We start from the raw sequence: 25788 nt of genomic DNA, 5'->3' as shown, positions 1-25788 counted from the left end.
GAGGCTAGAGCGTTTGCGTGACCTGGTCAACACTTGTTGACCCTAATTCAATAGGAGTGTTTGCATGGTGGTCGTGGCAGAAGACGGTTCCGAAACCCGCCGGACGCGCCTCACTCCCGGGCAGCGCCGCACCCAGCTGATCGAACACGGACTCGATCTGCTCACCGAACGACCCCTCGAGCAGATCTCCGTCGACGAGGTCGCCGAGCGTGCCGGTGTCTCCCGCGGGCTGCTGTTCCACTACTTCGCCTCGAAGCACGACTATCACGTCGAACTCGTGCGGTGCGTCGGCCGAGATCTGGTCGAGTACACGGCGCCGGACGAGGAACTCGAGCCGGTCGAGATGCTTCGGGGGACGCTCGTCGCCTATGTCGACTACGTCACGCGTCGCCGCGACATGTACGTGTCGATCCTTCGCGGCGCGACGAGCGGCGACCCCGACATGCGTGCGGTTTTCGAGGACACTCGCGCGGCGATGGTCGAACGGACCGTCGCACACCTGCCTTCCATCGGCATCGAAGCGACCCCCGCGGTACGCCTCGCGGTGCGCGGCTGGGTGGCGTTCGTCGAGGACACGACCATCGCATGGCTGCGCGAACCCACCCTCGACCGCGACGAATTCATCGAACTGGCGGTCGCGGCGTTGTCCGGACTTGCTCGTGCCGCCGACTCGCTGGGCGCGGCGCACGAAGGAAGCGGATAGCCTCGAGGAAGTCCGGGATTCCGTCTACGAGACGCCGGAAACTGTTCCGGTGATCGCGAAGCGGTGAGACTATCGGCGGTCGCCCGGAAGGTACTCCTGCAGTTTCGTCTTGACGCCCTGTTTCACGAAGTCCCAACGGTTCTCGTCACCTGCGAGCACGGACTTGGCGACATCGGTGAACTGCTCCCATGTCGCGTGCGGCGGTATCGGTGGCATCTCGGGGTCGGTGTACACGTCGAGCACCGTCGGATGGTCCGCGGCCAAGGCGCGCTCCCATGCCGAGTCCAATTCGTCGGTGGCCCTCACTGTTTCGCCGCCCAAACCGAGAGTTCTCGCGAAGGCGGCGTAGTCGACATCGGGAAGTGTCTGCGAATCCGCGAATTTCGGCGCTCCACCCATGGCACGCATCTCCCAGGTCACCTGGTTGAGGTCGTTGTTGTGGAGGATCGCGACCACCAGCCGGGGATCGGCCCATTGCCGCCAGTACCGCTGGATCGTGATGAGTTCGGCCATCCCGTTCATCTGCATCGCACCGTCACCGGCGAAGGCGATCACGGGACGACCCGGATTCCCGAACTTCGCACCGATCCCGTACGGCACGGCCGGTCCCATCGTGGCGAGAGTGCCCGACAGGGAACCGCGCATATCCCCGCGGAAGCGCAGCTGGCGTGCGTACCAGTTGGCAGCCGACCCCGAGTCGGCGGTGACGATCGTGTCGTCGGGAAGACGCGATGAAGCCTCGGCGAACATCCGAAGCGGATTGACGAGCTTCGTCTCGACCTCGGCTTGCTGGTGCATGGTCTGCCACCAGCGCCGGACGTTCTTCTCGATGCCCTCACGCCACGAGCGATCCTCCTTGCGCCGCAACAGCGGGATGAGTGCATCGAGCGCCGAAGCGGCATCCGCGACGAGGTTGACCTCGTTCGGATAGCGCATCCCGATCATCCTCGCGTCGACGTCGATCTGCACGCAACGCGCCTGGTCGTATTCGGGGAGGAACTGGCTGTACGGCATGGACGAACCGACGATCAGCAGCGTGTCGCAGCCGGCCATCATCTCGTACGTGGGCCGGGTGCCCAGCAAGCCGATCGATCCGGTGACCCACGGCAGTTCGTCCGACAGTACGTCCTTGCCCAGCAGGGCCTTCGCCGCCCCGGCGCCGAGCAGATCGGCGACCTGCTCGAGCTGCGCTCGCGCATTTCGAGCCCCGCTGCCGACGAGCATCGCGACCTTGTCCCCGGCGTTGAGAACGTCTGCCGCCCGTGTGATCGCCTCGTCGTCCGGAGCGAGGCGGGGGCGCTCGAAACCGACACTCGACGGCACCATCTTGAACGCGTGGGCGGGCGGGGAGTATTCGAGTTCCTGTACGTCGCCGTGGATTATCACCGCCGTCGGCGTGCGGTACTCGATGGCGGTGCGCATCGCGCGGTCGAGGACGTTCGGCAGCTGCTCGGGCACCGTCACGGTCTCCACGAACGCCGACGCCACATCCTTGTACAGCGTGTGCAGGTCGACTTCCTGCTGGTACGAACCACCCATCGCCGACCTGTCGGTCTGACCCACGATCGCCACCACCGGGACGTGATCGAGTTTCGCGTCGTAGAGACCGTTGAGCAGATGGATCGCACCCGGACCGGAGGTCGCCATGCACACCCCGGGTCTTCCCGTGAACTTCGCGTAGCCCACCGCTTCGAACGCGCTCATCTCCTCGTGCCGGGACTGCACGAACGCCGGAGCATCTCCTGCCCGTGTCCACGCCGCGAGGATTCCGTTGATGCCGTCGCCCGGATAACCGAAGACGTAGTCCACCTCCCACGCACGCAGGCGATGCAACAGGTAGTCGGCCACGGTCGAATTCGCCATCGGAAACTCCTCGCAAGGCGGATCGGGTGTCGTGCGGAGGGTGCCCGCCACGTCCACTCCGAAACACCGCGGCGCGAGGAACCGCCGAAAAGGCGTGAGCCGGGTCGATCGCCCTTCGAGGACGAACCGACCCGGCTCACATGAGAACCGTCAAGGACCGAAGGTCCGAAACGGAGTCCTAACGACCGAACGCCTTCTCGATGATCTCCTGCTGCTCTACAGCGTGGACCTTGCTCGAGCCGGACGACGGTGCCGACATCGCACGACGCGACACGCGCTTGATACCGCTGAGCTTCTCGGGCAGCAGTTCCGGCAGCGCCAGACCGAGGAACGGCCAGGCACCCTGGTTCGCCGGCTCCTCCTGGACCCAGAAGAACTCGGATGCGTTCGGGTACTGCTCGAGGGTCTCCGCGATGCGACGACGCGGCACCGGGTACAGCTGCTCGATGCGCACGATCGCGACGTCGTCACGACCGTCCTTCTGCTTCTTCGCCAGCAGTTCCCAGTAGATCTTGCCGGAGGTCAGCAGCACACGGGTGACCTTCGAGCGGTCGGCCGTGCCCTCCTCGTAGGGGATCTCTTCGAGCAGCGAACGGAACTTGCCCTGGGTGAAGTCCTCGACGTTGCTGACCGCTGCCTTGTTGCGCAGCATCGACTTCGGCGTGAAGACCACCAGCGGGCGGCGGATGCCGTCGAGATGGTGACGACGCAGCAGGTGGAAGTAGCTCGCCGGGGTCGACGGAACCGCGACCGTCATCGAACCCTCGGCGCACAGCTGCAGCCAGCGCTCGATGCGGCCCGAGGTGTGGTCGGGGCCCTGGCCCTCGTGACCGTGCGGCAGCAGCAGCACGACGTCGGAGAGCTGACCCCACTTGGCCTCACCGGACGAGATGAACTCATCGATGATGGACTGCGCACCGTTGACGAAATCGCCGAACTGCGCCTCCCACAGCACCAGCGCGTCGGGGTTGCCCACCGAGTAGCCGTACTCGAAGCCCAGGCCCGCGAACTCGGTCAGTGCCGAGTCGTAGACCATGAAGCGGCCACCGTTGCCGGCCTGCGTGGCCAGTGTCGCGATCGGGTTGTACTCGTCGCCCGTCTTGCGGTCGATGATGACCGAGTGACGCTGCGTGAACGTGCCGCGACGCGAGTCCTGACCGGCCAGGCGCACCAGGGCACCCTCCTCGGCCAGTGACGCGAACGCGAGCAGCTCGGCGAACGCCCAGTCGATCTTGCCGTTGCGCGACATCTCGCGACGCTTCTCGAGCACCGGCTTGACGCGCGGATGAACCGTGAAGCCCTCGGGTGCCTCGGCGAAGGCGTCGCCGATCCGTTCGAGCACCGAACGGTCGACCGACGTGTCGAGACGCTTCGGCGGCGTCTGGTCGAGTTCGACCGACTCCGACGGCTCCGGCGGGTACTTCTCGAGTTCACGGACTTCGTTGAAGACCCGTTCGAGCTGTCCCTGGTAGTCGCGCAGGGCGTCTTCCGCTTCCTTGAGCGAGATGTCGCCGCGACCGATCAGTGCCTCGGTGTAGCTCTTGCGGACGCTGCGCTTGGTGTCGATGACGTCGTACATGGCCGGCTGGGTCATCGACGGGTCGTCGCCCTCGTTGTGACCGCGACGGCGGTAGCAGATCATGTCGATCACGACGTCCTTGTGGAACTTCTCCCGGAAGTCCACAGCGAGCTGCGCGACCCAGACGCACGCCTCGGGGTCGTCGCCGTTGACGTGGAAGATCGGCGCGCCGATCATCTTCGCCACATCGGTGCAGTACTCGGACGAACGTGAGTGCTCCGGCGCGGTGGTGAAGCCCACCTGGTTGTTGACGACGATGTGCACGGTGCCACCGGTGCGGTAGCCGCGCAGCAGCGCGAGGTTGAGGGTCTCGGCCACGACGCCCTGACCGGCGAACGCCGCGTCGCCGTGCAGCAGCAGCGGAAGGACGGTGAAGCCGTCCTCGCCCTTGTCGAGGATGTCCTGCTTCGCGCGAACGAGGCCCTCGAGCACCGGGTTGACCGCCTCGAGGTGCGAGGGGTTCGCGGTGAGCGAGACCTTGATGTCGTTGTCGCCGAACATCTGGATGTAGGTGCCCTCGGCCCCGAGGTGGTACTTCACGTCGCCGGAGCCGTGCGCGGCGGCAGGGTTGAGGTTGCCCTCGAACTCGGAGAAGATCTGCGAGTACGGCTTGCCGACGATGTTGGCGAGCACATTCAGGCGGCCGCGGTGCGGCATTGCGATAGCGACCTCGTCGAGCGCATGCTCGGCGGCCTGATCGATGATCGCGTCCATCATCGGGATGACCGACTCGGCGCCCTCGAGCGAGAAGCGCTTCTGACCGACGTACTTGGTCTGCAGGAACGTCTCGAACGCCTCGGCGGCGTTGAGACGGCTCAGGATGTACTTCTGCTGAGCGACCGTCGGCTTGACGTGGTGGGCCTCGACCCGCTCCTGCAGCCACTGCTGCTGTTCGGGCTCGAGGATGTGGGTGTACTCGACGCCGACGTGGCGGCAGTAGGCATCGCGCAGCACCGACAGGACGTCACGCAGCTTCATCTTCTGCTGGCCGTGGAAGCCGCCGACGTTGAACTCGCGATCGAGATCCCACAGGGTCAGATCGTGGGTGGTCACATCGAGGTCGGGATGCGACCGGAACTTGTCGCGCACGAACTGCAGCGGATCGGTGTCGGCCATGAGGTGGCCGCGGCTGCGGTAGGCGGCGATGAGCTCGAGCACACGGGTGTGCTTGTCGACGAGCCCTTCGGGCACGTCCTTGCGCCAGCGGACCGGCTCGTACGGGATGTGCAGGGTGTGGAAGATGCCGTCGTAGAAGTCGTCGCTGATGAGCAGCTCGTGGATCTTCTTCAGGAACTCACCCGACTCGGCACCCTGGATCACGCGGTGGTCGTAGGTGGAGGTCAGCGTCAGCAGCTTGCCGATGCCCATCTCGGCGATCCGCTCGTCGGACGCACCCTGGAACTCGGCGGGATATTCCATCGCGCCGGCACCGATGATGGCACCCTGTCCCTGCATGAGGCGCGGGACCGAGTGCACGGTGCCGATGCCACCCGGGTTCGTCAGCGAGATGGTGACGCCCGAGAAATCTTCTCCGGTGAGCTTGCCGTCGCGGGCGCGGCGCACGATGTCCTCGTAGGCCGAGTAGAACTGCGCGAAGTTCATCGTCTCGCAGTTCTTGATGGCCGCCACGACCAGCGAGCGCTGGCCGTTCTTGCCCGGCAGGTCGATAGCGAGACCGAGATTGGTGTGCTGCGGCACGACCAGATTCGGCTTGCCGTCGACCTCGGCGAAGTGGTTGTTCATGTTCGGGAACGACTTGATCGCCTGGACGATCGCGTAACCGAGGATGTGGGTGAACGAGACCTTGCCGCCACGGGTGCGGGCGAGATGGTTGTTGATGACGATGCGGTTGTCGAACATCAACTTCGCAGGCACGGCGCGAACACTGGTGGCCGTCGGGATCGACAGCGAGGCGTTCATGTTCTTCGCAACGGCAGCAGCGGCGCCGCGCAGAACCTTCTTCTCCTCGGTGCTCTGGGCTGTCGGTGCGGCTGCGGGCTTGGCTGCCGGCTTCGCGGGCGCGGCCTGGGCCTTGGGCTGGGTTGCAGGCCTGGCATCGGTCTTCGGTGCATCGGTCTTCGGTGCAGGCTTCGACGGTGCGGACTCGGCCTTCGGTGCAGGCTTGGTCGCGGGGGCCGAAGATGCGGAGGAGCTCGGCGCAGGCTTGGTGCTCGGCGCGGGCTTCTCGGTCGTGGCGGTGTCGGAGCCGTTCGAGCCCCCGGCCACCGCGGCTTCCGGCGAATAGTCGGTCAGGAATTCGTGCCAGCTCGCGTCCACGGACGAGGGATCGTCCTGGAAGCGCTGGTACATCTCGTCAACCAACCACTGGTTTTGTCCGAACTGTGATGTAGAGCTGCTGCTCACGGCAGTTGTTCGCCTCGTTTCTTTCTTCGGTACCCGATCGGAGCGCCTGTGCATATGAGGCTAGCCCGTGACATGTGACGATCCGAACTGGCCGCGCATGTCGGTGTGCTACCTCACAATCTGGTGCGATGGGGTCTCCATCGATGACGGTTCTCGAGAGCCGATTATTCCCTCTAAGGTGCATCGGTGCAGTGCGCACCCCGTTACAAACGTGAGGACGATCTCATATTCGGGCCTTTCGGTGCCGGTGTGAGCAGGACTTCGGGTTCTTCCGGAACGAGACTGCCGGTGGCGAGTTGCCACAATGTGGTGTACAGACCCCCGGCCTCCCGCAACTCGTCGTGCGGGCCGCACTCGACGATCCGGCCGTCGTCGATCACCACCACGAGGTCGGCGCGGGCGGCGGTCGCGAGGCGGTGCGCCACGACCACGGCCGTCCGGGAGCGGGTCACCCGGGCACCCGCTTCGAGCACCGCCCGTTCGGTGGCGGGATCGAGGGTGGCAGTGGCCTCGTCGAGTAGCAGCAGGTCGGGGTCCACCAGTTCGGCGCGGGCCAGCGCGATGAGTTGACGTTGACCCGCGGACAGACCCTGACCGCGCTCACCCACCGGATGGTTCATGCCGCCCGGCAGCCCGGCGATCATGTCGAGCGCTCCCACAGCGCGCGCGGCGGCTTCGACGTCCTCTCGGGACGCCGCGGGCCGGCCGTAGGCGATATTGGTCGCCACCGTGCCGGTGAACAGGTGGGCCTCCTGCGGCACGACGCCGAGTCTGCCTCGATAGTCGTGCAGCGGGTACCGGCGCAGATCGGTGTCGTCGACCTGCACCGAACCCGAGGTCGGGTCGTAGAACCGGGCGAGCAACTTGACGACGGTCGATTTCCCGGCGCCGGTCCGGCCCACCAGAGCGACCGTGGAACCGGCCGGGATCGTCAGGTCCACGTCGCTCAGGGCTTCGCGTTCGGCATCGCCGTAGCGGAAACCCACCTCACGTAGTTGCACCTCGCCGCGCAGGTGGCCGGCGATGCCGACCGTGCCCTCGGTAGCCGACTCGAGGGAACTCTCGGTCCGCAGCAGGTCGCCGATCCTGCGCAGACCCACCCTGGCCTGCTGATAGCCGTCGAAGACCTGCGACAACTGCTGAATGGGCGCGAACAACAGATTCAGGTACAGCACGAACGCGATCAGCACACCCGGGCCGATCGCCCCCGACGCCACCTCGCGGGCTCCCACGAAGACGACCGCCGCGAGCGCCAGATCGGACAGGAAGGTGATGAACGGGAAGTACAGCGAGATCGCCCGCTGCGAACGCAACCGACTGCGTCGGTAGGCCTCCGCGCGCTCGGCGAACCGGCGGGCCGCCGTCTCCTCCCGGCGATAGGCCTGCGCCGCGCGCAGCCCCGTGACGTTCTCCTGGAAATCGGCGTTCACCAGCGAGATGCGCTCCCGGGACTGCGCGTACGCCGTCCCGGATATCTTCCGGAACCACAGGGTCGCGGCGACCAGCACGGGCAGCACCCCCAGCACGACCAGCGCCAGCGACAGATCGGTCACGATCAGCGCGATCGAAATGCCGGTCAGGGTCAGCACCGCCACGACGGCGGTGGACAGGCCGGTCTGGATGAACTGGGACAACGCGTCCACGTCGGTCGTCATCCGGGTCATGATCCGGCCCGACAGTTCGCGTTCGTAGTAGTCGAGTCCGAGGCGTTGCAGGTGCGCATACGAGCGCACGCGCAGTCCGAACAGCACCCGCTCGCCCGCGCGTGCGGTCAGCACGGTGAGAATCGCGACCGCGATCCAGCCGAGCAACGCGAGAACCACGCCCGCGGCGGTCGCCTGCCACAGTCGTGACGGATCACCCGGCGTCACACCCCGGTCGACGGCGTAGCGCACCAGAGACGGGAACGCGATGCTCGTCAGCGATTCCACCGCCAGGCACAGCACGACGACCGCGAGCAGCACGCGCACCGGACGCAGTGTCGTCCGCAGCCGGAACTGCGGGTCGGGCAGCCGCAGGGATTCGGACTGCAGAGCCGGATCACGGCCCGGTGTCTCGGTGGCGGGAGGCAGCGCGTCGACAGCGGCACGCAGTTCCGGTGTCGGAGCCACCGCGCCCAGCGCGCCGGACATCGGCCCGCCATGACCCCCATGACCGCCGCCGGACTGCGGCGGGTTCCGGACGGCTCCGGGCGATTCGTCGTCACCTTCCTCCGGCCACAATTCACCGGACGGGATCGGTCGTGCCGGGGCCGGTGCGCTTTCGTCGTCGGTCGACAACATGCGCCGGAAGACGGGACTGCGCGCGTCGAGTTCCTCGACCGTTCCGATATCGATGATGCGACCTTCGTCGAGCACAGCGACCCGGTCGGCGAGCGCGAGCGTCGAGCGTCGATGAGCGAGTACGAGCGTCGTGCGCCTCCGGCCCGCTCGTAACGCGCCGTAGATCGCCGCTTCGGTCTCGGCGTCGACTGCGGAGGTGGCGTCGTCGAGGATCAGCACGCGCGGATCGACGAGCAGAGCCCGGGCGAGGGCGATCCGCTGTCTCTGCCCGCCGGACAGGGTCAGGCCCCTCTCACCGACGACGGTGTCGTAGCCCTCGGGGAGCAATTCGACGAACTCGTCGGCGCGCGCCGCCGCCGCTGCGGCCCTGATCTGCCCGTCCGACGCGTCGGGCCGGCCGAGGGCGATGTTGGCCGCGACCGTGTCCGAGAACAGGAACGGTTCGTCGAAGACGAGTCCGACTGCCCCGCGCAGATCGTCGGCTCGGAGCGAGGCGACGTCGAGGTCGTCACCGTCCGAGGTGAGGCATACCGACCCGGCGCGGGGAGCGTAGAACCGGGGGAGCAGCAGCGACAGCACTGTCTTGCCCGATCCTGCCGGACCGACGATCGCGACCGTCTCACCGGGGGCGATCTCGAGGTCGAGCCCGCGCAGCACGTCCCGGTCGTCGTCGAAACCGAACGTCACGTCCCGGAAGCGGATACCGAGCGGGCCGTCCGGCAGAGCGGCGGGACGGGGAGGATCGGCGACCTCGGGCTCGACGTCGATCACCTCGTACACCCGCTCGACCGCCGCACGGGACAACTGCGCCATGATCACGACCTGCGCCAGGATGCGTGTGGTCGAGGTCATCGTGGCCACATAGGCGGTGAACGCCACGAAGGTTCCCACCGTGATCACGCCGTCGAGCGCGAGCCATCCGCCCAGCGCGATCGTGGCGACGAGCCCGAACTGGGGCACCGCACCCATGGGTGCCGAGAACCACGCATTGATCCGGGCCGCGCGCAGACGCTCGGCGTACAACCTGCGACCGTGCTCCTCGAGTTGATCGACGGCGCGAGATTCCTGACCGAAGCCCTTCACGACGCGCACGCCTGTGACGGTCTCCTCGACATGCTGGGCGAGGTCGGCCGCATGCTGCTGTGCCGACCAGGTCGCGGCGAAGAGTTTCGGCCGGACCACCCGGACGATCACGAAAATGATCGGTACCGCTGCCACCGCCACGAGCGTGAGCAGCGGCGAGAGGGTGGTCATGATCACCAGCGCGAGTACGAACTGCAGCAGCGCCCCCGCGGACATCGGCACCATCGCGAGCAGGCCCTGGACGAGTTGCAGGTCGGTGATCGAACGCGAGACCACCTGGCCGGTGCGGATGCGGTCCTGGCCGTGTCCGTCGAGTCGCTGGAGAGCACCGAGCAGGCGTAAGCGCAGATCGTGTTGCACGTCGAGGGACAGGCGTCCGGCGAGCATGCGACGCCCGTACTGGCAGCCGAACCGGACCACGGCTCCGAGCGCGATCGCCGCCGCGGCGAGACCGATCAGATGCAGATCGTCCGCAGGGACCTCTCCCTGCCCGGTGGCGGTGTCCACCGCCACCTTCGTCAGCAGCGGGAAGGTGATGTCGATCAGCGCGGCGACCACGGTGACTGCGAGAGCTCCCAGCGCAGTTCTCCGATGGTGCAGGCATTCGGCGACGAGCCGGGAAATCCATCCCGGCGAGCGCGGAACCGGTTCATGTGCCATCGAACCGACATTAGCGCTGCCTGACGACACAGGCCGCAGCGCGTCAGGAGTCGATCAGGCCACGTCGCCGGTGCGGGTCCGCCACCAGCCGAGTCCGGCCAGCAGTACCGTCCAGAACACCAAAACGAGCGGTGCCAGCGGCCAGGTCATGTCCAGGGCGGTGTCTTGGGGTATGGACACGGCCGAGAACAGGACGTACCAGGTCGCCTGCACCGGCAGGTACGAGGCGAGCGCACTGATACCGATGCCGTGCAGGACCACCGAGAGGGTCAGCTCGCCGAAGGGCACCCATGCGCAGATCGCGAGGACGCTCACCGCCGTGGACCGTGTGAGCAGGCCGAGACCCGCCCCGATGAGCGACCACGCGAGAGCGCAGAGCAGGCCGATACCCAGCACCTTGGCGATCGAACCGAGATCGGCGCCTTCGAAGCCACCTCCGAACAGTACGAGGGTCGCGGCTGTGGCGACTTCGGTGACTATGCAGTACAGCAACCCGATCGCAGCGACAGTGGCAAGTTTCGTGCCGATGACCCGATCCCGTCCAGGCGTGGTGAGGAAGGTCGTCACGATCGTGCGATGTGCGAACTCGCTACCGGTGGCCACTGCTCCGAAGACCGCGGCGAACAGGAACACCAGCGACAGCGCGAAGGAGATGCCGACTACCGCGCCGACGGCCTCGGCGAAGCCGTCGCCGAAGCCGATCTTGAGTTGGCGCGCGACCGGCAAGGTCAGCGCACCGCAGAACAGGCCCACGAGCAGCGGCGCGATGCCGAGAATCCACCAGTAACGCAGGCTCAGGACCTTGCGGAATTCGGCGGTCAGAAGCGCGGTCATCGGGTCGGTCCTCCGGGTCCGGTCGGCGGTCGGTTCGGCTGCCCCCACTGGGACTGCGGATACTGCCGCTGGGCCGGTGGGTCCTGTTGGGCGGATGGATACTGCTGGGCGGGTGGATACTGCTGGGCGGGTGGATACTGCTGGGCACCGGGGACGTGCGCCGGATACTGCGCAACCGGCGCCGCCGCGTAGCGCCCGGCAGTCATCGCCAGGTACACCTGTTCGAGGTCGACGTGCTCGACGCTCGTCCCGAACAGCGTCACCTCTGCGGATTCGGCGATCTCGGCGATGCGATCGGGAGCAGCACCGACCACCGCGAGGCGTCCGTCCTGCTGCACCTGCGCGTCGGTGTGTCCCGCAGCGGCCAGGGCGATCGCGAGCCGGGCCGGATCGGAGGACGCGACGAAGATCCGCGATCGGTAGGCGTCCCGCAGGCCCGCCATCGTGGTCTCTGCGACCAGTACGCCATTCGAGACGATGACGAGGCGGTCGGCCATCTGTTCGATCTCCCGGAGGATGTGGCTCGAGATCAGCACGGTCCCACCGCGGCCGGCGAAGGCACGCAGAAAGTCACGCAGCCATGCCATGCCCTCGGGATCGAGTCCGTTCGCCGGTTCGTCGAGTACCAGATAACGCGGCTGTCCGAGCAGAGCCGTCGCCAGGGCGAGTCGTTGGCGCATTCCGAGGGAGAACTCTCCGACGCGACGTTTCGCGACGGACCCGAGACCGACGAGTTCGAGCATCTGCACCGCCCGCTCGTCTGGAACTCCGATCGCGGCGCAGTAGATCTGCAGGTGCGTCAGCGCCCGGTGCTTCGGGTGGGCACTTCGGGAGTCGAGTACGGCCCCGACGACCTGTGCAGGCTGCTGCAGGTCCGTGAACGGCACACCGTCGACGAAGGCGCTACCGGCACTCGGGCGGATCAGCCCGAGCATCATGCCGAGCGTGGTGGTCTTGCCAGAACCGTTGGGGCCGAGGAACCCCGTGATCGACCCCGGGGGCACCGAGAACCAGAGATTCGACACGGCGATGTGGTCGCCGAACGCCTTGCTCAGCCCTTGGACGGAGATCCCCGCGCCCCGAGCGTTCTGGGGGTCGGGGCTGCCGTACGGCGGTGGCGCTGACGGTGCTGTCACGGATGCGAACCTCCGCGTCGTCGAGATCGGGGATGCGGCCTCGTGCCGCGGTCGCCGTGAGCTTACGGGTCATTCCAGGAAGGGCAGTACTGCGTCGAGAAACTCGCGGGGTGCGTCGAGTTGGGGACAGTGCCCGGCATCGGGAATGACCACTACTCGTCGTGCGCTGCCGGCGTTCACGCGCCGCGCCGCGTGAGCGGGGGTCAGCCGATCCCGCGCACCCCACAACAGCAGTGCGGGCACGTCGAGGGCATGCACCATCTCCGGGATCGGTAGACGAGCGAGTTCACGGATCGCGTGTCGGCCCACCGTCAGGAGGGTGTCGACCTGGCTGCGCGTCGCGTAGTTCGCCGCGAACGCTGCGCGCACGGCACGGTCGAAGGTGCCGCGCCGATGCACTGCTGCCCGTGCGTACAGCGCACCCATGGCCTGCTGCATCACCGGGGCCGGCAACGGGCGGACAAGTGCGCGCGACAGTTCGACGGGTAGCCGCGCGCCCCGGGTCCACAACCGCGGGATCCCGGCGAGCCCGGGCATGTCGGCGAGCACCACCCGATCGACGAGGGACGAATGGACCGATGCGAACAGCAGTGCCGTCACCGCGCCGAGCGAGTTCCCGACCAGCGACACCGGTCGATCCGTATCGGCGACGAGATCGGCCACGATGTCGACGTAGTGGTCGAGTACCGGTGCTTCCCAGTGCTCCGCACTACGTCCGAAACCCGGGAGGTCGACCGTGAGCACCCGGTGACGTTCGGCCATCGCCGGTGCGACCTTGCACCATGTGCCGCCGTGGTCGGAGAATCCGTGCAGCAGTACGACGGTGCGTGGCCCTGCCCCGGTTTCACGCACGAACACCTTCCCCGGCGCGGACACGATCAGTCCTTCGGCACCGGAACACCGATGTCCAGGGCCGGCACCTCTCCGTTCAGCGGAAGGACGGGCCTTGCATCCGGCCATGCGGGCGGGGGCGGGCCGAAGGCGTCGCGGGCATTCTGGATCGTGCGTTTGCCCAGCGCGCGGTTGCCCACGCCGCCGATCGCCGCGCCGATACCTGCAGGAACCAGCTTGCCGATCAGCAGCGGACTGCGCTTGGCGAGGTACCGGCGGATGAACCGTTTGACCAGCGAGTTGTTCAGACCCTTCAACTGGGCTCCGCTCGCCTGGGTGGTCAGAGACTTCGGCCAGTGGCGCAGGGACGTGCCGGTCGCGGCAGCGACGATCTCCCGCCCGGTGTCACCGAGCGACACCGAGAGGACCAGCGCACGGCGCTGCTCGTGGTCGTGGGGTTCGATTCCGTGTACCGACGCGATGGCCAGGGTGAGCAGTGCGGAAGCTTCGAAGAAGAAGGCCGTCTCGGCGCCCACCGCTCCGATGGCGGCGATGGTCCCGACACCGGGGAAGGCGGCCGTCGCACCTGCTGCCGAACCGCTGCCCGTGACGCTGAGGAGGAACTGCTTCTCGAGGCGCTCGATGATCTGTGCCGGAGTGTCGTGAGGGTTCGCGCGGCGCAGGAGATCGACGTACTTCGCCACGGCAGGACCCTGGAGTTTGGCACCGTTGTCGAGCATCTTGACGATAAAGGTCTCTGCGACGCCTGCATTCCTGCTCATCGTGCCCCTGTTCTCCGGTTCTGTTGTCTTCCGGTCCGCTTTCACTACCCTTGTTGCATGTCCGGGTCCGCAAGCGGTGTGTCCGACGGCGCCCGGCGGCGTCCGCTGCCTGCGCTGACACCCTACGTGCGCTCGTACGAGGGGTATCGGCTCGACGGTTTCCCGCCGGGGACCCATCTGGGTATGCCCTCTCCGGACGTCACCGTAATCCTCACGATTTCCGAACCCATCGAACTCCCTCGCCGCGACGAACGGTCTCCGGATCGTTTCGACACGCTCGCAGGCGGCTTGTCGACGCGGCCCGTGCCCATCGTTCACAACGGGCGTCAGCACGGGATGCAACTTGCGCTGACTCCTGCAGGGGCACGGGCGCTGCTGGGCGTGCCCACCGCAGAACTCGGTCCATGGGTGGTCGACCTGGAGGATGTGATCGGCGGGGACAGTCGCGAGTTGTCCGACCGGATCGCTGAGGCGGGGTCATGGGAAGAGCGTTTCTGCGTCCTCGACCGGGTGCTCGCACGGCGCCTCGTCTCGGCGCGGTCGACCGGACCGGACCGGCACCTCGCGCATGCCTGGCGCCTGCTGGTATCCGATCCGGCTCTGCCCGTGCGTGCAGTCGCAGACGAACTGGGGTGGAGCAGAAGACACCTCGCGAACCGGTTCGCGCGCGAATTCGGTCTCTCACCCAAGGACGTGGCGCGGGTGTCGAGGTTCGACCGGTCGCGGCAGATGCTGCGGGCCGCCCCCGGCCGGCGCCTCGCGGACATCGCCGCCGACTGCGGCTTCTACGACCAGGCACATCTTGCCCGCGAATGGCGCGATCTGGCCGGTGTGCCGCCTTCCCGTTGGCTCGAGGACGAAGTGTTCCCATTCGTCCAAGACGAGTGAGGCGGCGGTCGCGAGACTCGAAGCCATGACGAACACAACGAACTTCACGCAGCAGTCCACGACCGGCACGCCCACCGCGGACACCGTGTGGCCGTGCCTCGCCTATACCGATGCCCGAGCCGCGATCCGCTTCCTCGTAGGCACACTCGGGTTCGTCGAATCGGAGGTCTACGGGGAGGGGGACCGCGTCGACCACGCAGCCCTGCACTGGCCGTACGGGGGTGGTGTCATGCTCGGTTCGACCGGTCGCGAGTCACCGCTCGACCAGCACGCCGACAAGGGCACGGTCTATCTCGTGCTCTCCGACGAGAACGCCGTCGACGCGCTGTACGAGAAGGTCCTCGCGTCCGCCGACGACGAGGATGCGGCCCGCCGCGCGAGCGTGACGGTCGAACTCCGTGACGAGGACTACGGATCCCACGGTTTCACCTGCCGCGACCCGCAGGGCGTGTACTGGAGTATCGGCACCTACCGGCCCGTCCGGCCGTAAGGATCACCGGGACCTGGTCACGGCGCCGTGCGCCTCGGGGACGACCTCGCCGGCGGGCGGTGGGGGCGGTGGTGTGCCGTCCCCGAAAGGCCGCCCGCCGAGCGCCTCGCGACCGTGCGGTTCGAGCCAGTTCGGCAAGCCCGGTCCTTTCGGCACGATTCCCGTCGGGTTGATGTCGGTGTGCACCAGGTAGTAGTGCTGTTTGATCTGGACGAAGTCGACCGTGTCCCCGAAACCGGGGGTCTGGAACAGGTCGCGCGCGTACGCCCACAACGCCGGGAAGTCGGCCAGCCGGTTCCTGTTGCACTTGAAGTGGCCGTAGTAGACGGGATCGAAGCGTACGAGCGTGGTGAACAGGCGCACGTCCGCCTCCGTGATCGTCTCGCCCACGAGATAGCGCTGCGTTCCGAGACGTTCCTCGAGCCAGTCGAGACGGGCGAAGAGGCGGTCGAAGGCCTTCTCGTAGGCCTCCTGTGAGCCGGCGAAACCGCACCGGTACACGCCGTTGTTGACGTCGCGGTAGACGACCTCGGCCACTTCGTCGATCTCGTCCCGCAACCGCTCGGGATACAGATCCGGAGCGCCCTGGCGGTGGAACTGCGTCCACTCGGTGGAGAAGTCCAAGGTGATCTGCGCATAGTCGTTCGTCACGACCTGTCCCGTGGGAACGTCGACGATGGCCGGAACCGTGATTCCCCGGTCGTACCCCGGGAATCGGGCGAAGTATGCATCCTGCAGCCGGGGGATCCCCAGCACGGGGTCGACACCTCCGGGGTCGAGATCGAACGTCCAGCTGCGCTCGTCGTGTGTGGGTCCGCACAATCCCAGCGACAGGGCGTCCTCGAGCCCGAGCAGCCGCCGCACGATCAGGGTCCGGTTCGCCCACGGACAGGCCCGGGCCGCGACGAGTCTGTACCGCCCGGGCTCGACGGGATAGCCGTCGCGTCCGTCGGCGGTGATGCGCGTCGGGATGTAGTTCGTGTCGCGGGTGAACTCCGCACCCGGTTCGACGTACTTGTTCTCGGTCACCTGCGTACCTTTCGGGCAGTCGTCAACGCTCGGGCGGAACCCGCACCGTGACGAGGGTTCCCCAGGTGTCGTAGCCCGACACCGCCGCGACCGTACGTGCCCCCCGGTTGTCGCGGCGCATGCGGGCGAGCGGAACGAGCCCGGCGTCGAGCGCGTCGTGGGTTGCGAGGGTCGCGACAGTCGCGGCCAGACCACGGCGGCGCGTGCCGGGTGCGGTCAGCACTCGCACGTCGGCGAGCAACGACCCGAGTTCGCCGTATGCGGCCCCGGCCAGAGGACGGTGATCGTCGTCGAGCAGAACGAAGACCCGAGACGACCGGCTCGGCGACGTTTCGGCCTCGGTGACGTCGTCAGGCGGGCAGCACCGCTGCAGTTCCGCGAGATCCTCGGGATCGTCCGAGATCAGTGGGCTGTCCACACGGGTCGCATCGATCCAATCGGTACACAGACCGAGAATCTCGGTGCGTCCGGCATGACCTGCGACGACGGCCTCGGCGCGCGGAGCGTCGAGGTCTGCCGGGGCGGGTTCGGCCTCGAGGCGCGAGACCGCCGCGGCCGGCCCGACGATCGCGGTCGCCGTGCCCACGGTCAGCACCCGGACCTCGCGCATCGAATCGTCGACCCGCGTGACGTGGCCGGGTTCGGTCAGCGCGCCGTCGGGTAGTCCCAGGACACGACACCATGCGAGGGCGGCGATGCTCGAGATGTGTGGGTCCACCCCGATACCGTAGACCCCCTACGAGGGGAGATATTCGGTGAGCGACAACAGCGAGGAGGGCACACGCGTGCGCGGGTCCGATGCGGCGAGCGAGATGTCGGACGGTGCCCGTTGGGCGGCACTGGGGGCATTGTGTCTGGGCTTCTTCATGATTCTGGTGGACAGCACGATCGTCGCTGTCGCAAATCCGGCGATCATGCGGACGTTCGAGGCGGACATCGCGGCCGTCGTGTGGGTCACCAGTGCCTATCTCCTCGCGTATGCCGTGCCGCTTCTCGTGACCGGCCGACTCGGCGATCGTTTCGGCCAGCGCCAGATCTATCTCGTCGGACTCGTGCTGTTCACGATCGCGTCGTTGTGGTGCGGATTCTCGTCCACGATCGAGATGCTCATCGTCGCGCGGGTGTTCCAGGGTTTCGGGGCCGCCCTGATGTCCCCGCAGACGATGGCCGTGGTGACGCGGATCTTCCCGCGAGAACGCCGCGGAACCGCGATGGGCCTGTGGGGTGCCGTGGCCGGCGTCGCGACGCTCGTCGGCCCCCTGGCCGGGGGTGTTCTCGTGGACGGCCTGGGCTGGGAGTGGATCTTCTTCGTCAACGTGCCCGTGGGGGTGATCGGGTTCGCTCTCGCGGTGAAGTACGTGCCCGTGCTGCCGACGAGTCCTCACCGGTTCGACGTGCTCGGGATGCTGCTCAGCGGTGCGGGCATGTTCTGCCTCGTGTTCGGGATCCAGGAGGGCAATTCGTTCGACTGGACGGCCCGGGTGTGGGTGCTGATCGTCGTCGGTGTCACGTTGCTCGTCGTGTTCGTCGTGCAGCAGTCGCGTAACCGTGGGGAACCGCTCGTGCCGCTGTCGCTGTTCCGGGACCGCAACTTCGGCCTGGCGAACATCGGGATCGCGACCATGGGTTTCGCCATCACGGGCGTGATGTTGCCCATCATGTTCTACGCCCAGTCGGTGCGCGGGCTGACTCCGACGGGTGCGGCACTGCTCATGGTGCCGATGGCGGTGTTCAGCGGGGTGCTCGCACCGGTGGTCGGCAGGCTCGTCGACCGTGTCCACCCGAGGCTGATCGCGGGGACCGGTTTCACACTGCTGACGATCGGCCTGGGATGGCTTGCGCTGACGATGACTCCGGACGCGCAGATCTGGCAGTTGCTGTTGCCGATCGCGCTGATCGGTGTCGCCAACGCGGGAATCTGGTCTCCGCTGTCGGCCACCGCGACCAACGGGCTGGCGCCGAATCGGGCGGGAGCAGGATCCGGGGTGTACAACACGACGCGCCAGGTCGGCGCCGTGCTGGGCAGTGCCGCTCTCGGAGCCATGATGGCGGGTCGACTGTCGGCGAACGGAGTGGGTGCCGGTGGCTCGCCGGAGATGGAGACTGCCGTGCTGCCGGATGCGTTGCGTGCCCCCTTTGCCGCTGCGATGGCGGAATCGTTGTGGTTGCCCGCCGCCGTCCTCGTGATCGGACTGGTGGCCGTGCTCGCGTTCGAACGACCTGCGAGCCAGAAGGCGGACCCCGAGGTCGAGGTCCGATCGCCTGCGCCGACCGTCTGAGCCGGCGCAGGCGGCTCGTCTTCCGATATCCGTGACCCGCGGTTTCCTCACACGGTTGTGATCCACGCCATATAGTGCAGACACGCGCCGGGTGGGAGGTGTCATGTCGGTGGCCGTAGTGAAAATTCCTGCTGGAACTCGTTGGCTCAGGGACGATCGGGTCATCCGACGTTCCGGCGGCATCCTCCAGTACGACTGTCTGGAACCGTGTCTCGCGGAGTTGCTGGACCGCAGTGCACTGCGCTTCGCGAACCGGGCCGCGGTGGTCGATCGCTGTGGCCGGGTGCTCAGTTACCGCGAGTTGTGGGCGTCCGCCGCCCGCGTCGCCGGTGGGCTCCTCGATCAAGGGGTCGGGCCGGCGGACCGTGTGGTTGTGAACCGACCCAACGGTTTCCGCTGGCTCATCGGCTTTCTCGGGGTGGTCCTCGCCGGGGGTGTGCCGGTGCTTCCCGATCCCACGTGCAGCAGCGAGGAGACCGCGGAGATCGAGGCTCACAGCGGTGCGGTGCTGACTCTGGGTGACGATCTGCCCGACGGAGTCGCCTTCCTCGACGGCGGTGCCACTCCGGAGGAGCTCGCGGTGCTGTACTACGTGCGCGTGGCCGGTGGCGGATTGCGCGGCGTCGAACTGACCAACACGAACGTGCTGTCGACGATCGAAGCCGTGGCGCACGCTATGGATCTGCGCGGTGAGGGAGCCCGTACGGTGCTGACGGCCCCGTTGTCCACAGCCGTCGGGTGCGGGGTCCAGTTGCTGCCCACCCTCGCCGCCGGGGGAACTGTCGTGATCCCGGGATCGCGCGTGATCCGCGCACCGTGGCGCCACCTGCGCGCGGCGTTCCCCACGTCGCGATGCGTCCGGGGCTGGGGCGTCGCGGAAACGGGAGGAATCGGTCTGCTGCTTCCCTCGGAACATCGTCCCCGCCACCCGCGCAGCGTGGGTGTGCCGTTCGGAGGGATCGAGGTTGCGCTGCTCGGCCCGGATGCGGAGCGGGGGATCGGTGAACTGCTGTGCCGCGGACCGAGCGTCGCCCGTCGGTACTGGCACGATCCGTCGGCCACGGCCGACGCGTTCGCCGACGACGGGTGGTTCCGCACCGGAGATCAGGTGCGGATCGACGCCGAGGGGTTCGTCGAGCCTCTCGCTGTGCGGGTGTCGTGATCCTGGAACAGGTTTCCATCCGGTATACAGCCTGTAGCCGGGAGTCCGGCGATCCGAAGTGGAGAGGTATGTCCATGTCCGACGAAGTCCTGCTCGAACGACGCGATCGTATTCTCGTCATCACCATCAACCGCCCCGAGTCGCGCAACGCGGTCAACGCCGCCGTGAGTCACGCACTCGCCGAGGCCGTCGACGAACTCGACGCCGATGATTCGCTGTCGGTGGGGGTGCTCACCGGCGCTGGCGGCACCTTCTGCGCCGGAATGGACCTCAAGGCGTTCGTAGCGGGTGAGAATGTGGTCGTTCCCGGCAAGGGGCTCGGGTTCACGGAAGCGCCTCCTCGCAAGCCCCTGATCTCCGCGGTCGAAGGATTCGCGCTCGCGGGAGGAACCGAGCTCGTACTCGCCACGGATCTCGTCGTCGCGGCGAAGAATGCGAAGTTCGGTATCCCGGAGGTCAAGCGGGGCCTGGTCGCAGGTGCCGGCGGTCTGCTGCGGCTGCCGACGCGGATCCCCTACCAGAAGGCGCTCGAACTCGCTCTCACGGGGGATGCGTTCACCGCCGAGGAAGCGTACGGCTACGGTTTCGTCAATCGTCTCACCGAGCCCGGTGGGGCGCTCGAGGGCGCTTTCGAACTGGCCGAGCGCATCACCGCGAACGGCCCGCTCGCTGTGGCGGTGACCAAGGAGATCGTCGTCCGCTCGGCTGATTGGTCGCGCGAGGAGGCCTTCGCGAAGCAGATGGAACTCATGGCGCCCGTCTTCGTCTCGGAGGACGCGCGCGAAGGGGCCACTGCTTTCGCCGAGAAGCGTCCTCCAGTGTGGAAGGGTCGCTGAGCGACGGTTGAGACCTGCGCCGGAAGAGCGCGCGACGGAAGAGGAAGAGGATCGGATGACCGACGGTTTCGCGGAACTGCACGTGCACATCGAAGGCACGTTCGAACCCGAACTGATACTCACCCTCGCCGAGCGCAACCGCGTGTCTCTTCCCTATCGCGACCTCGACGACCTGCGTGGTCGCTACGAATTCGGCGACCTGCAGTCGTTTCTCGACCTGTACTACGCGAACATGGAAGTGCTGCGTACCGCACAGGACTTCGCCGACCTCGCCCGCGCCTATCTTGCACGCGCGGCGCGGGCGGGTGTCACCCGCGCGGAGTTCTTCTTCGATCCCCAGGCGCACACCTCGCGCGGCGTGGCATTGACCGAGGTGGTGGCCGGGCTCTCCGATGCGGTCGCCGGTGCTCACCGGGAGTTCGGGATCGACGCGGCGACGATCGCCTCGATCGTGCGTGATCGTCCCGTGCCCGAAGCACACGAGGTCTTCGGGGAGTTGTTGCGGCTCGGCGCACCGATCATCGGACTCGGACTGGACTCGGCGGAGGTGGGTTACCCGCCTTCGCTGTTCGAGGACGTCTTCGCCCGGGCGCGGGCCGAGGGACTGCGAATCACGGCACATGCGGGGGAGGAGGGCCCCCCGGAGTATGTGTGGCAGGCACTCGACCTGCTCGGTGCCGAGCGCATCGACCACGGCATCCGCTCACTCGAGGACCCCGACCTCGTCGCGCGTCTGGTCGACGAGCGCATTCCGCTCACCGTGTGCCCGCTGTCGAATGTGCGTTTGCACGTGGTGGATTCGCTCGCCGATCATCCGTTGCGCCGGATGCTCGAGGCCGGTCTCGCGGTGAGTGTGCACTCGGACGATCCCGCCTATTTCGGTGGATACGTCGACGACGCCTTCGTGGCCTTGAAGGACCAGCTCGGCCTCACCGACGCAGAACGGGATGTTCTTCGCCGCAATTCGTGGGACGCCGCCTTCCTCTGAGTCGGTGAATCGTCACTCGCCGAGGACGCGTCGCAGATACGGGTTGGTGAAGGTGCGGCCCGGGTCCACGCGGTCGCGTACGGCGAGGAAGTCGTCGAATCGCGGGTAGATCTCACGCAGTTCGACGGCGGTCATCGAGTGGAGCTTCCCCCAGTGTGGCCGCCCCTGTGCGGCACGAAAGATCGGCTCCACGCCGTCGAAGTACGGACTGTGATCGCGACGGTGGTACTGATGGACCGCCACGTAGGCCGTCTCGCGGCCGTGTGCCGTCGACAGCCAGACGTCGTCGGCCCGCGCGAACCGTACCTCCACCGGAAATCCGATCCGGATATCGTTGCAGCGCAAATACATATCGATCTCCCGGAGTACCTCGGGAAGGTGGTGAGCGGGTATCGCGTACTCCATCTCCCGGAAGCGCACCCGGCGTGTCGACGCGAACACCCGGTGACTGCGGTCGACGAATGTGCGCGGCGACAATGCGCGCGAGGCGACCCGATTGAGAGTCGGAATGGTTGCGGGAACGCGTGTTCCGATTTCCTGGAAGAGCGCGAACGCCCCGTTGGAGAGCAGTTCGTCGTCGAGGAGAGTGCGCATCCGCCCGACGGGCCGGACCGGCGCGGGGCCGAGGAGGCGGGTGTTGCGCTTGACGAGCACCCCGTCCGTGTGCGGAAACCAGTAGAACTCGAAATGATCTACGCTGCTGCGTAATTCGTCGATCTCGTCGAGTGTCGCACGCAATGACGAGGGCGACTCCTCGGCATGCAGGCGGAATGCGGGAACGCACTCGAGGGTCACGGTAGCGAGGACGCCGAGGGCGCCGAGTCCCAGACGTGCGGCTTCGAACAGTTCGGGTTCTCGCTCGGGAGAACATTCCACGATCCGCCCGCCGGCGAGCACGATCGTCGCGCCGCACACCGCGCCGGCCAGCCCGAAGAATGCCGTACCGGTGCCGTGCGTGCCGGTCGAGATCGCGCCGGCGACGGACTGGACATCGATGTCCCCGAGGTTGGGTACGGCGAGACCTCGTGCCCACAACAGCTCGCTCAGATCTCGAAGACGCGTCCCGGCCTGCACCGTGACGAGGGCGCCGGTGGGTATCGGTTCCACCGCGAGGAGACCCGACATGTGGTCGAGTGAGATCAACGTGCCGTCGGTGACGGCGACGCCGGTGAACGAGTGCCCGGCGCCCACTGCTTTGACGTGTTCGCCCTGACCGGAGGCCCGAGCCACGATATGCGCGAGGTCGTCGACCGTTTCGGGTGTCTCGAAATGCCGGGGCGATGCGCCCTCGGTACGCGCCCAGTTGCGCCAGGTGGCCATGCCTCATGATCGATCTGGACGTCCGTCCAAGTCAACACCTGGCCCCGACCTTTTCCCGACCTCTACGATCGGGACATGTCGAATCGGTTGCCTGCCGACGAACGCCGCACCCAACTCGTGGCTGCGGCACTGGAACTGGCCGAAAGCGGGGGAGTCGGAGCTGTCACGGTCCGTGCCGTCGCCGAGAAGGCCGGGGTGTCGCTCGGCGTCGTCCACTACTGTTTCGACAGCAAGGAAGCGCTCGTCGTGGCGATGGCGAACACTTTGATCGAGGAACTCGCCCGGGCGATGCATGCCGCATTCGACGTGCCGGCGGACCTGCAGCGCACCAGTGGCGTCGACTGCCTGCGGTCGATGCTGCACACCGGTCTCCGCGCCATGTGGTCGGCGGTCGAGTCCACACCGGGACTGCAGACACTCACCTACGAGATCACGACCTACTCGCTCCGGCACGGCACGAACGGCAGTCCGGTCAGCGGGAACATCGCCGTGCAGCAGTACCGCCTGATGGACGAGCAGGCCGACCGGTTCCTCGACCGGTGCGCCGACCGGTGCGGTGTCGAGTGGTCGCTGCCCACCGCGACGCTCGCGCGACTGTCGCTCGCGTTGCTCGACGGAGTCGTGCTCCGTTGGCTGGTGGATCGCGACAGCGAAACGGCGGCAACGGAACTGGGAGTGATCGCCGACATCATCGCGACCCGTGCCGTAGAACGTTCCTGACCCGACCGTCCATGAAGGGATCGACCGTGCTCCGTGCCGCTTCCACTCACGACGACGTCCTCGACCGGGTGGAGGCGGCGACGGCCGACCTCGACCCCCCGTTCGCCGCCGTCGATCTGCCCACGCTGTGGCGCAACGCCGATGATCTGGTCCGCCGCGCGGGTGGTGTGCCGGTGCGGGTGGCGAGCAAATCGGTTCGCTGTCGTGCCGTCCTCGAAGAGGTCCTGGGTCCGGACCTGACGGCCCACGGAGGTTTTCGCGGCATCATGGCCTACTCGCTGCGCGAGGCATTGTGGCTCGTGGAGCAGGGCGCGCGCGACATCCTGATGGGTTATCCGACGGTCGACCGTGCAGCTCTCGGTGAGTTCGGGAGGTCCCCGGAAGCGGTCTCGGCGATCACACTCATGGTCGATTCGCCGCAGCACCTCCATATAGTCCGTGAAGCGCTGGGAGATGAGTCCTTTCGACCGAGAATCTGTCTGGACGTCGATGCATCGTTGCGGGTGGGCCCGCTCCACCTCGGTGTACGGCGCTCTCCCGTGCGCGAACCGGACGCCGCAGCCGAACTGGCCCGTCGCGCGGCGACCGCGGGATTCGACGTCGTCGGCCTGATGTTCTACGAAGCCCAGATCGCGGGCCTGCCGGATTCGTCGCTACCGGTCCGGCTCGTCAAACGCGCGTCGGCGCGGGAACTCGTCTCGCGGCGCCGTGCTGTCGTCGAAGCCGTATGCTCCGTCGTGGGTGAACTCCGGCTCGTCAACGGCGGCGGGACCGGCTCGCTCGAAGTGACCACCGCCGATCGCGTCGTCACCGAGGCCACCGCGGGATCGGGACTGTATGTGCCCACCCTGTTCGACGGCTACCGGGCCTTCGCCCCGAACCCGTCGATGTTCTTCGCGTTGCCGGCCGTACGAAAACCGTCACCGTCGATCACGACGCTCTTCGGAGGCGGGTACATCGCGTCCGGTCCCCCCGGCGCTTCGCGGGTGCCACGCCCTGTCCGTCCCACAGGGCTGAAACTGCTCGGAACCGAGGGCGCGGGGGAAGTGCAGACCCCGGTGACCGGTCGTGCAGCGGCGTCCGTACCCATCGGTGGGCGAGTGTGGTTCCGGCACGCGAAGGCGGGGGAGTTGTGCGAGAGATTCGATCGGATCCACCTCGTCGACGAGAACGGACGCACCGAGGTGCCCACCTACCGTGGTGAAGGCGGCTGCTGGTGAAATCGGTACCCCGGTGAGAATTGGTCCATGCCGTTGACGTTCTTCCCCGGATCGGCGGGTCGGGTGCACTGGCGCTGCTGGCCGGTCGACGACGCCGTGGCCGGAGTCGTGTTCGCGCACGGACTCGGGCAGCACACCGGGCACTACCACCGTCTTGCGTCCGGACTCGCTGCTCACGGGATCGCGTTGTGGGGTCTCGACCTGGCCGGACACGGGCTTTCCGAAGGAGAATCCGGCTCGCCGGGGAACGTCGGGTTCCATGCCGAGGATTTCGTGCGACTCGCCGGTATCGCAGCCGAGTCGGGTCTCCCTCTCGCGGCGATGGGGCATTCGTTGGGAGCAGCGACGATTCTGGCGGTGCTCGGGAGCAGCTTCGATTCGGTCGGTGCCCGGTCTTTCAGAGGAGTCGTCCTGTGCGGTACGCCGCGCACCGCGGCTCTGCCGGCTACGGCCGCATCGCTCTGCGAGCGCGACCTGCCGGTTCTGCTGGTCCACGGTGTCGACGACCGGCTCGCCCCGATCGATCCGGTACGCGAGTGGGCGTCGTCGGTGTCGCGGGCGCAGCTCCGTGAGTACCCGGACGCCGGACACGATCTGCTGCACGAACCCGTACATCGCACGGTGACCGCGGAGGTTGCCGCTTTCGTGCGGAGCCTCGCGGGCTGATCGGCGGGTCGCTCCGCAACGACGACGACCGTGCCCCTCGCGTCGGCGAGGGGCACGGTCGTTCGAGCGTCCG

General features: G+C 67.2%; 20 protein-coding genes. 10 read left to right on the top strand and 10 right to left on the bottom strand.

The features are described from left to right. The first annotated feature begins 64 nt into the window (after nucleotides 1-64). Nucleotides 65-703 (top strand): TetR/AcrR family transcriptional regulator, encoded by a 639-nt coding sequence (locus ABZ789_RS08170; protein WP_358421625.1) that lies wholly within the window; start codon nucleotides 65-67, stop codon nucleotides 701-703. A gap of 69 nt (nucleotides 704-772) precedes the next feature. On the opposite strand, the gene ABZ789_RS08165 is transcribed toward ABZ789_RS08170, so the two are convergent. The 7 genes from ABZ789_RS08165 to ABZ789_RS08135 all read right to left on the bottom strand — a co-directional run bounded on the left by ABZ789_RS08165 (nucleotide 773) and on the right by ABZ789_RS08135 (nucleotide 14117). After that, a complete protein-coding gene (locus ABZ789_RS08165) occupies nucleotides 773-2566 on the bottom strand; it encodes a thiamine pyrophosphate-requiring protein (protein ID WP_358421622.1) in 1794 nt (597 codons plus the stop codon). Between the two features lie 178 nt (nucleotides 2567-2744). Continuing rightward, on the bottom strand, nucleotides 2745-6509 hold the full coding sequence (locus tag ABZ789_RS08160) for a multifunctional oxoglutarate decarboxylase/oxoglutarate dehydrogenase thiamine pyrophosphate-binding subunit/dihydrolipoyllysine-residue succinyltransferase subunit (protein ID WP_358421619.1): 3765 nt from the start codon (nucleotides 6507-6509) through the stop codon (nucleotides 2745-2747). A 203-nt stretch (nucleotides 6510-6712) separates the two neighbouring features. Continuing rightward, a complete protein-coding gene (locus ABZ789_RS08155; RefSeq protein WP_358421616.1) occupies nucleotides 6713-10534 on the bottom strand; it encodes an ABC transporter ATP-binding protein in 3822 nt (1273 codons plus the stop codon). A gap of 54 nt (nucleotides 10535-10588) precedes the next feature. After that, entirely contained in the window at nucleotides 10589-11368 is a 780-nt protein-coding gene (locus ABZ789_RS08150; RefSeq protein ID WP_358421613.1) for an ABC transporter permease, read from the bottom strand. Next, nucleotides 11365-12423, bottom strand: coding sequence for an ATP-binding cassette domain-containing protein (locus tag ABZ789_RS08145; RefSeq protein ID WP_358422137.1), 1059 nt, complete (start codon nucleotides 12421-12423; stop codon nucleotides 11365-11367). The genes ABZ789_RS08150 and ABZ789_RS08145 overlap by 4 nt, the downstream gene beginning before the upstream one ends. Nucleotides 12424-12573: 150 nt before the next feature. After that, on the bottom strand, nucleotides 12574-13380 hold the full coding sequence (locus ABZ789_RS08140) for an alpha/beta hydrolase (protein ID WP_358421610.1): 807 nt from the start codon (nucleotides 13378-13380) through the stop codon (nucleotides 12574-12576). A gap of 2 nt (nucleotides 13381-13382) precedes the next feature. After that, a complete protein-coding gene (locus ABZ789_RS08135; RefSeq protein ID WP_358421607.1) occupies nucleotides 13383-14117 on the bottom strand; it encodes a hypothetical protein in 735 nt (244 codons plus the stop codon). A 57-nt stretch (nucleotides 14118-14174) separates the two neighbouring features. Between ABZ789_RS08135 and ABZ789_RS08130 the strand changes: the two genes are divergently transcribed. Together ABZ789_RS08130 and ABZ789_RS08125 are read left to right on the top strand one after the other, a co-directional pair. Then, nucleotides 14175-15005, top strand: coding sequence for a helix-turn-helix domain-containing protein (locus ABZ789_RS08130; RefSeq protein WP_358421604.1), 831 nt, complete (start codon nucleotides 14175-14177; stop codon nucleotides 15003-15005). A 25-nt stretch (nucleotides 15006-15030) separates the two neighbouring features. Then, a complete protein-coding gene (locus ABZ789_RS08125; protein WP_358421601.1) occupies nucleotides 15031-15495 on the top strand; it encodes a VOC family protein in 465 nt (154 codons plus the stop codon). A gap of 3 nt (nucleotides 15496-15498) precedes the next feature. On the opposite strand, the gene ABZ789_RS08120 is transcribed toward ABZ789_RS08125, so the two are convergent. Further along, nucleotides 15499-16524, bottom strand: coding sequence for a glutathione S-transferase family protein (locus ABZ789_RS08120; protein ID WP_358421598.1), 1026 nt, complete (start codon nucleotides 16522-16524; stop codon nucleotides 15499-15501). A 22-nt stretch (nucleotides 16525-16546) separates the two neighbouring features. Beyond that, entirely contained in the window at nucleotides 16547-17242 is a 696-nt protein-coding gene (locus ABZ789_RS08115; protein ID WP_358421595.1) for a GNAT family N-acetyltransferase, read from the bottom strand. A 94-nt stretch (nucleotides 17243-17336) separates the two neighbouring features. Here ABZ789_RS08115 and ABZ789_RS08110 point away from each other — a divergent pair, with 94 nt between their 5' ends. The 4 genes from ABZ789_RS08110 (at nucleotide 17337) to ABZ789_RS08095 (ending at nucleotide 21789) form a co-directional block, all read left to right on the top strand. Beyond that, the gene (locus ABZ789_RS08110; protein WP_358422134.1) at nucleotides 17337-18803 is read left to right on the top strand and encodes a DHA2 family efflux MFS transporter permease subunit; all 1467 of its coding nucleotides are present in this window, start codon (nucleotides 17337-17339) and stop codon (nucleotides 18801-18803) included. A 118-nt stretch (nucleotides 18804-18921) separates the two neighbouring features. Continuing rightward, nucleotides 18922-19965 carry an AMP-binding protein gene (locus tag ABZ789_RS08105; RefSeq protein WP_358422131.1) on the top strand — a complete coding sequence of 348 codons (1044 nt, stop codon included), beginning with the start codon at nucleotides 18922-18924 and terminating at the stop codon, nucleotides 19963-19965. Nucleotides 19966-20039: 74 nt separating this feature from the next. Beyond that, nucleotides 20040-20801, top strand: a complete 762-nt coding sequence (locus ABZ789_RS08100; RefSeq protein ID WP_358421592.1) for a crotonase/enoyl-CoA hydratase family protein — start codon at nucleotides 20040-20042, stop codon at nucleotides 20799-20801. Between the two features lie 55 nt (nucleotides 20802-20856). After that, nucleotides 20857-21789, top strand: a complete 933-nt coding sequence (locus ABZ789_RS08095; RefSeq protein WP_358421589.1) for an adenosine deaminase — start codon at nucleotides 20857-20859, stop codon at nucleotides 21787-21789. Nucleotides 21790-21801: 12 nt separating this feature from the next. On the opposite strand, the gene ABZ789_RS08090 is transcribed toward ABZ789_RS08095, so the two are convergent. Then, a complete protein-coding gene (locus ABZ789_RS08090) occupies nucleotides 21802-23109 on the bottom strand; it encodes a D-arabinono-1,4-lactone oxidase (RefSeq protein ID WP_358421586.1) in 1308 nt (435 codons plus the stop codon). A gap of 75 nt (nucleotides 23110-23184) precedes the next feature. Between ABZ789_RS08090 and ABZ789_RS08085 the strand changes: the two genes are divergently transcribed. The 3 genes from ABZ789_RS08085 to ABZ789_RS08075 are packed head-to-tail and all read left to right on the top strand — an operon-like array spanning nucleotide 23185 to nucleotide 25715. Further along, nucleotides 23185-23829: a TetR/AcrR family transcriptional regulator gene (locus tag ABZ789_RS08085; protein WP_358421583.1), complete on the top strand. Its 645-nt coding sequence runs from the start codon at nucleotides 23185-23187 to the stop codon at nucleotides 23827-23829. 11 nt (nucleotides 23830-23840) lie between these two features. Continuing rightward, on the top strand, nucleotides 23841-25049 hold the full coding sequence (locus ABZ789_RS08080; protein ID WP_358421580.1) for an amino acid deaminase/aldolase: 1209 nt from the start codon (nucleotides 23841-23843) through the stop codon (nucleotides 25047-25049). 27 nt (nucleotides 25050-25076) lie between these two features. Further along, nucleotides 25077-25715 carry an alpha/beta fold hydrolase gene (locus tag ABZ789_RS08075; RefSeq protein ID WP_358421577.1) on the top strand — a complete coding sequence of 213 codons (639 nt, stop codon included), beginning with the start codon at nucleotides 25077-25079 and terminating at the stop codon, nucleotides 25713-25715. Nucleotides 25716-25788: the final 73 nt, after the last annotated feature.

The sequence above is a fragment of the Rhodococcus sp. NPDC047139 genome, assembly GCF_040643435.1.
Lineage (GTDB): Bacteria > Actinomycetota > Actinomycetes > Mycobacteriales > Mycobacteriaceae > Rhodococcus.
Note: the sequence above shows the minus strand (reverse complement) of the source record. Positions and strands in the feature narration are given on the sequence as shown.

Excerpts from the sequence above, each read along its gene's own strand:
- ABZ789_RS08170 (WP_358421625.1), top strand. The coding sequence starts at position 65 with ATGGTGGTCGTGGCAGAAGACGGTTCCGAAACCCGCCGGACGCGCCTC.
- ABZ789_RS08165 (WP_358421622.1), bottom strand. The coding sequence starts at position 2,566 with ATGGCGAATTCGACCGTGGCCGACTACCTGTTGCATCGCCTGCGTGCG.
- ABZ789_RS08155 (WP_358421616.1), bottom strand. The coding sequence starts at position 10,534 with ATGGCACATGAACCGGTTCCGCGCTCGCCGGGATGGATTTCCCGGCTC.
- ABZ789_RS08150 (WP_358421613.1), bottom strand. The coding sequence starts at position 11,368 with ATGACCGCGCTTCTGACCGCCGAATTCCGCAAGGTCCTGAGCCTGCGT.
- ABZ789_RS08135 (WP_358421607.1), bottom strand. The coding sequence starts at position 14,117 with ATGAGCAGGAATGCAGGCGTCGCAGAGACCTTTATCGTCAAGATGCTC.
- ABZ789_RS08130 (WP_358421604.1), top strand. The coding sequence starts at position 14,175 with ATGTCCGGGTCCGCAAGCGGTGTGTCCGACGGCGCCCGGCGGCGTCCG.
- ABZ789_RS08125 (WP_358421601.1), top strand. The coding sequence starts at position 15,031 with ATGACGAACACAACGAACTTCACGCAGCAGTCCACGACCGGCACGCCC.
- ABZ789_RS08110 (WP_358422134.1), top strand. The coding sequence starts at position 17,337 with ATGTCGGACGGTGCCCGTTGGGCGGCACTGGGGGCATTGTGTCTGGGC.
- ABZ789_RS08100 (WP_358421592.1), top strand. The coding sequence starts at position 20,040 with ATGTCCGACGAAGTCCTGCTCGAACGACGCGATCGTATTCTCGTCATC.
- ABZ789_RS08095 (WP_358421589.1), top strand. The coding sequence starts at position 20,857 with ATGACCGACGGTTTCGCGGAACTGCACGTGCACATCGAAGGCACGTTC.
- ABZ789_RS08090 (WP_358421586.1), bottom strand. The coding sequence starts at position 23,109 with ATGGCCACCTGGCGCAACTGGGCGCGTACCGAGGGCGCATCGCCCCGG.
- ABZ789_RS08085 (WP_358421583.1), top strand. The coding sequence starts at position 23,185 with ATGTCGAATCGGTTGCCTGCCGACGAACGCCGCACCCAACTCGTGGCT.
- ABZ789_RS08080 (WP_358421580.1), top strand. The coding sequence starts at position 23,841 with ATGAAGGGATCGACCGTGCTCCGTGCCGCTTCCACTCACGACGACGTC.
- ABZ789_RS08075 (WP_358421577.1), top strand. The coding sequence starts at position 25,077 with ATGCCGTTGACGTTCTTCCCCGGATCGGCGGGTCGGGTGCACTGGCGC.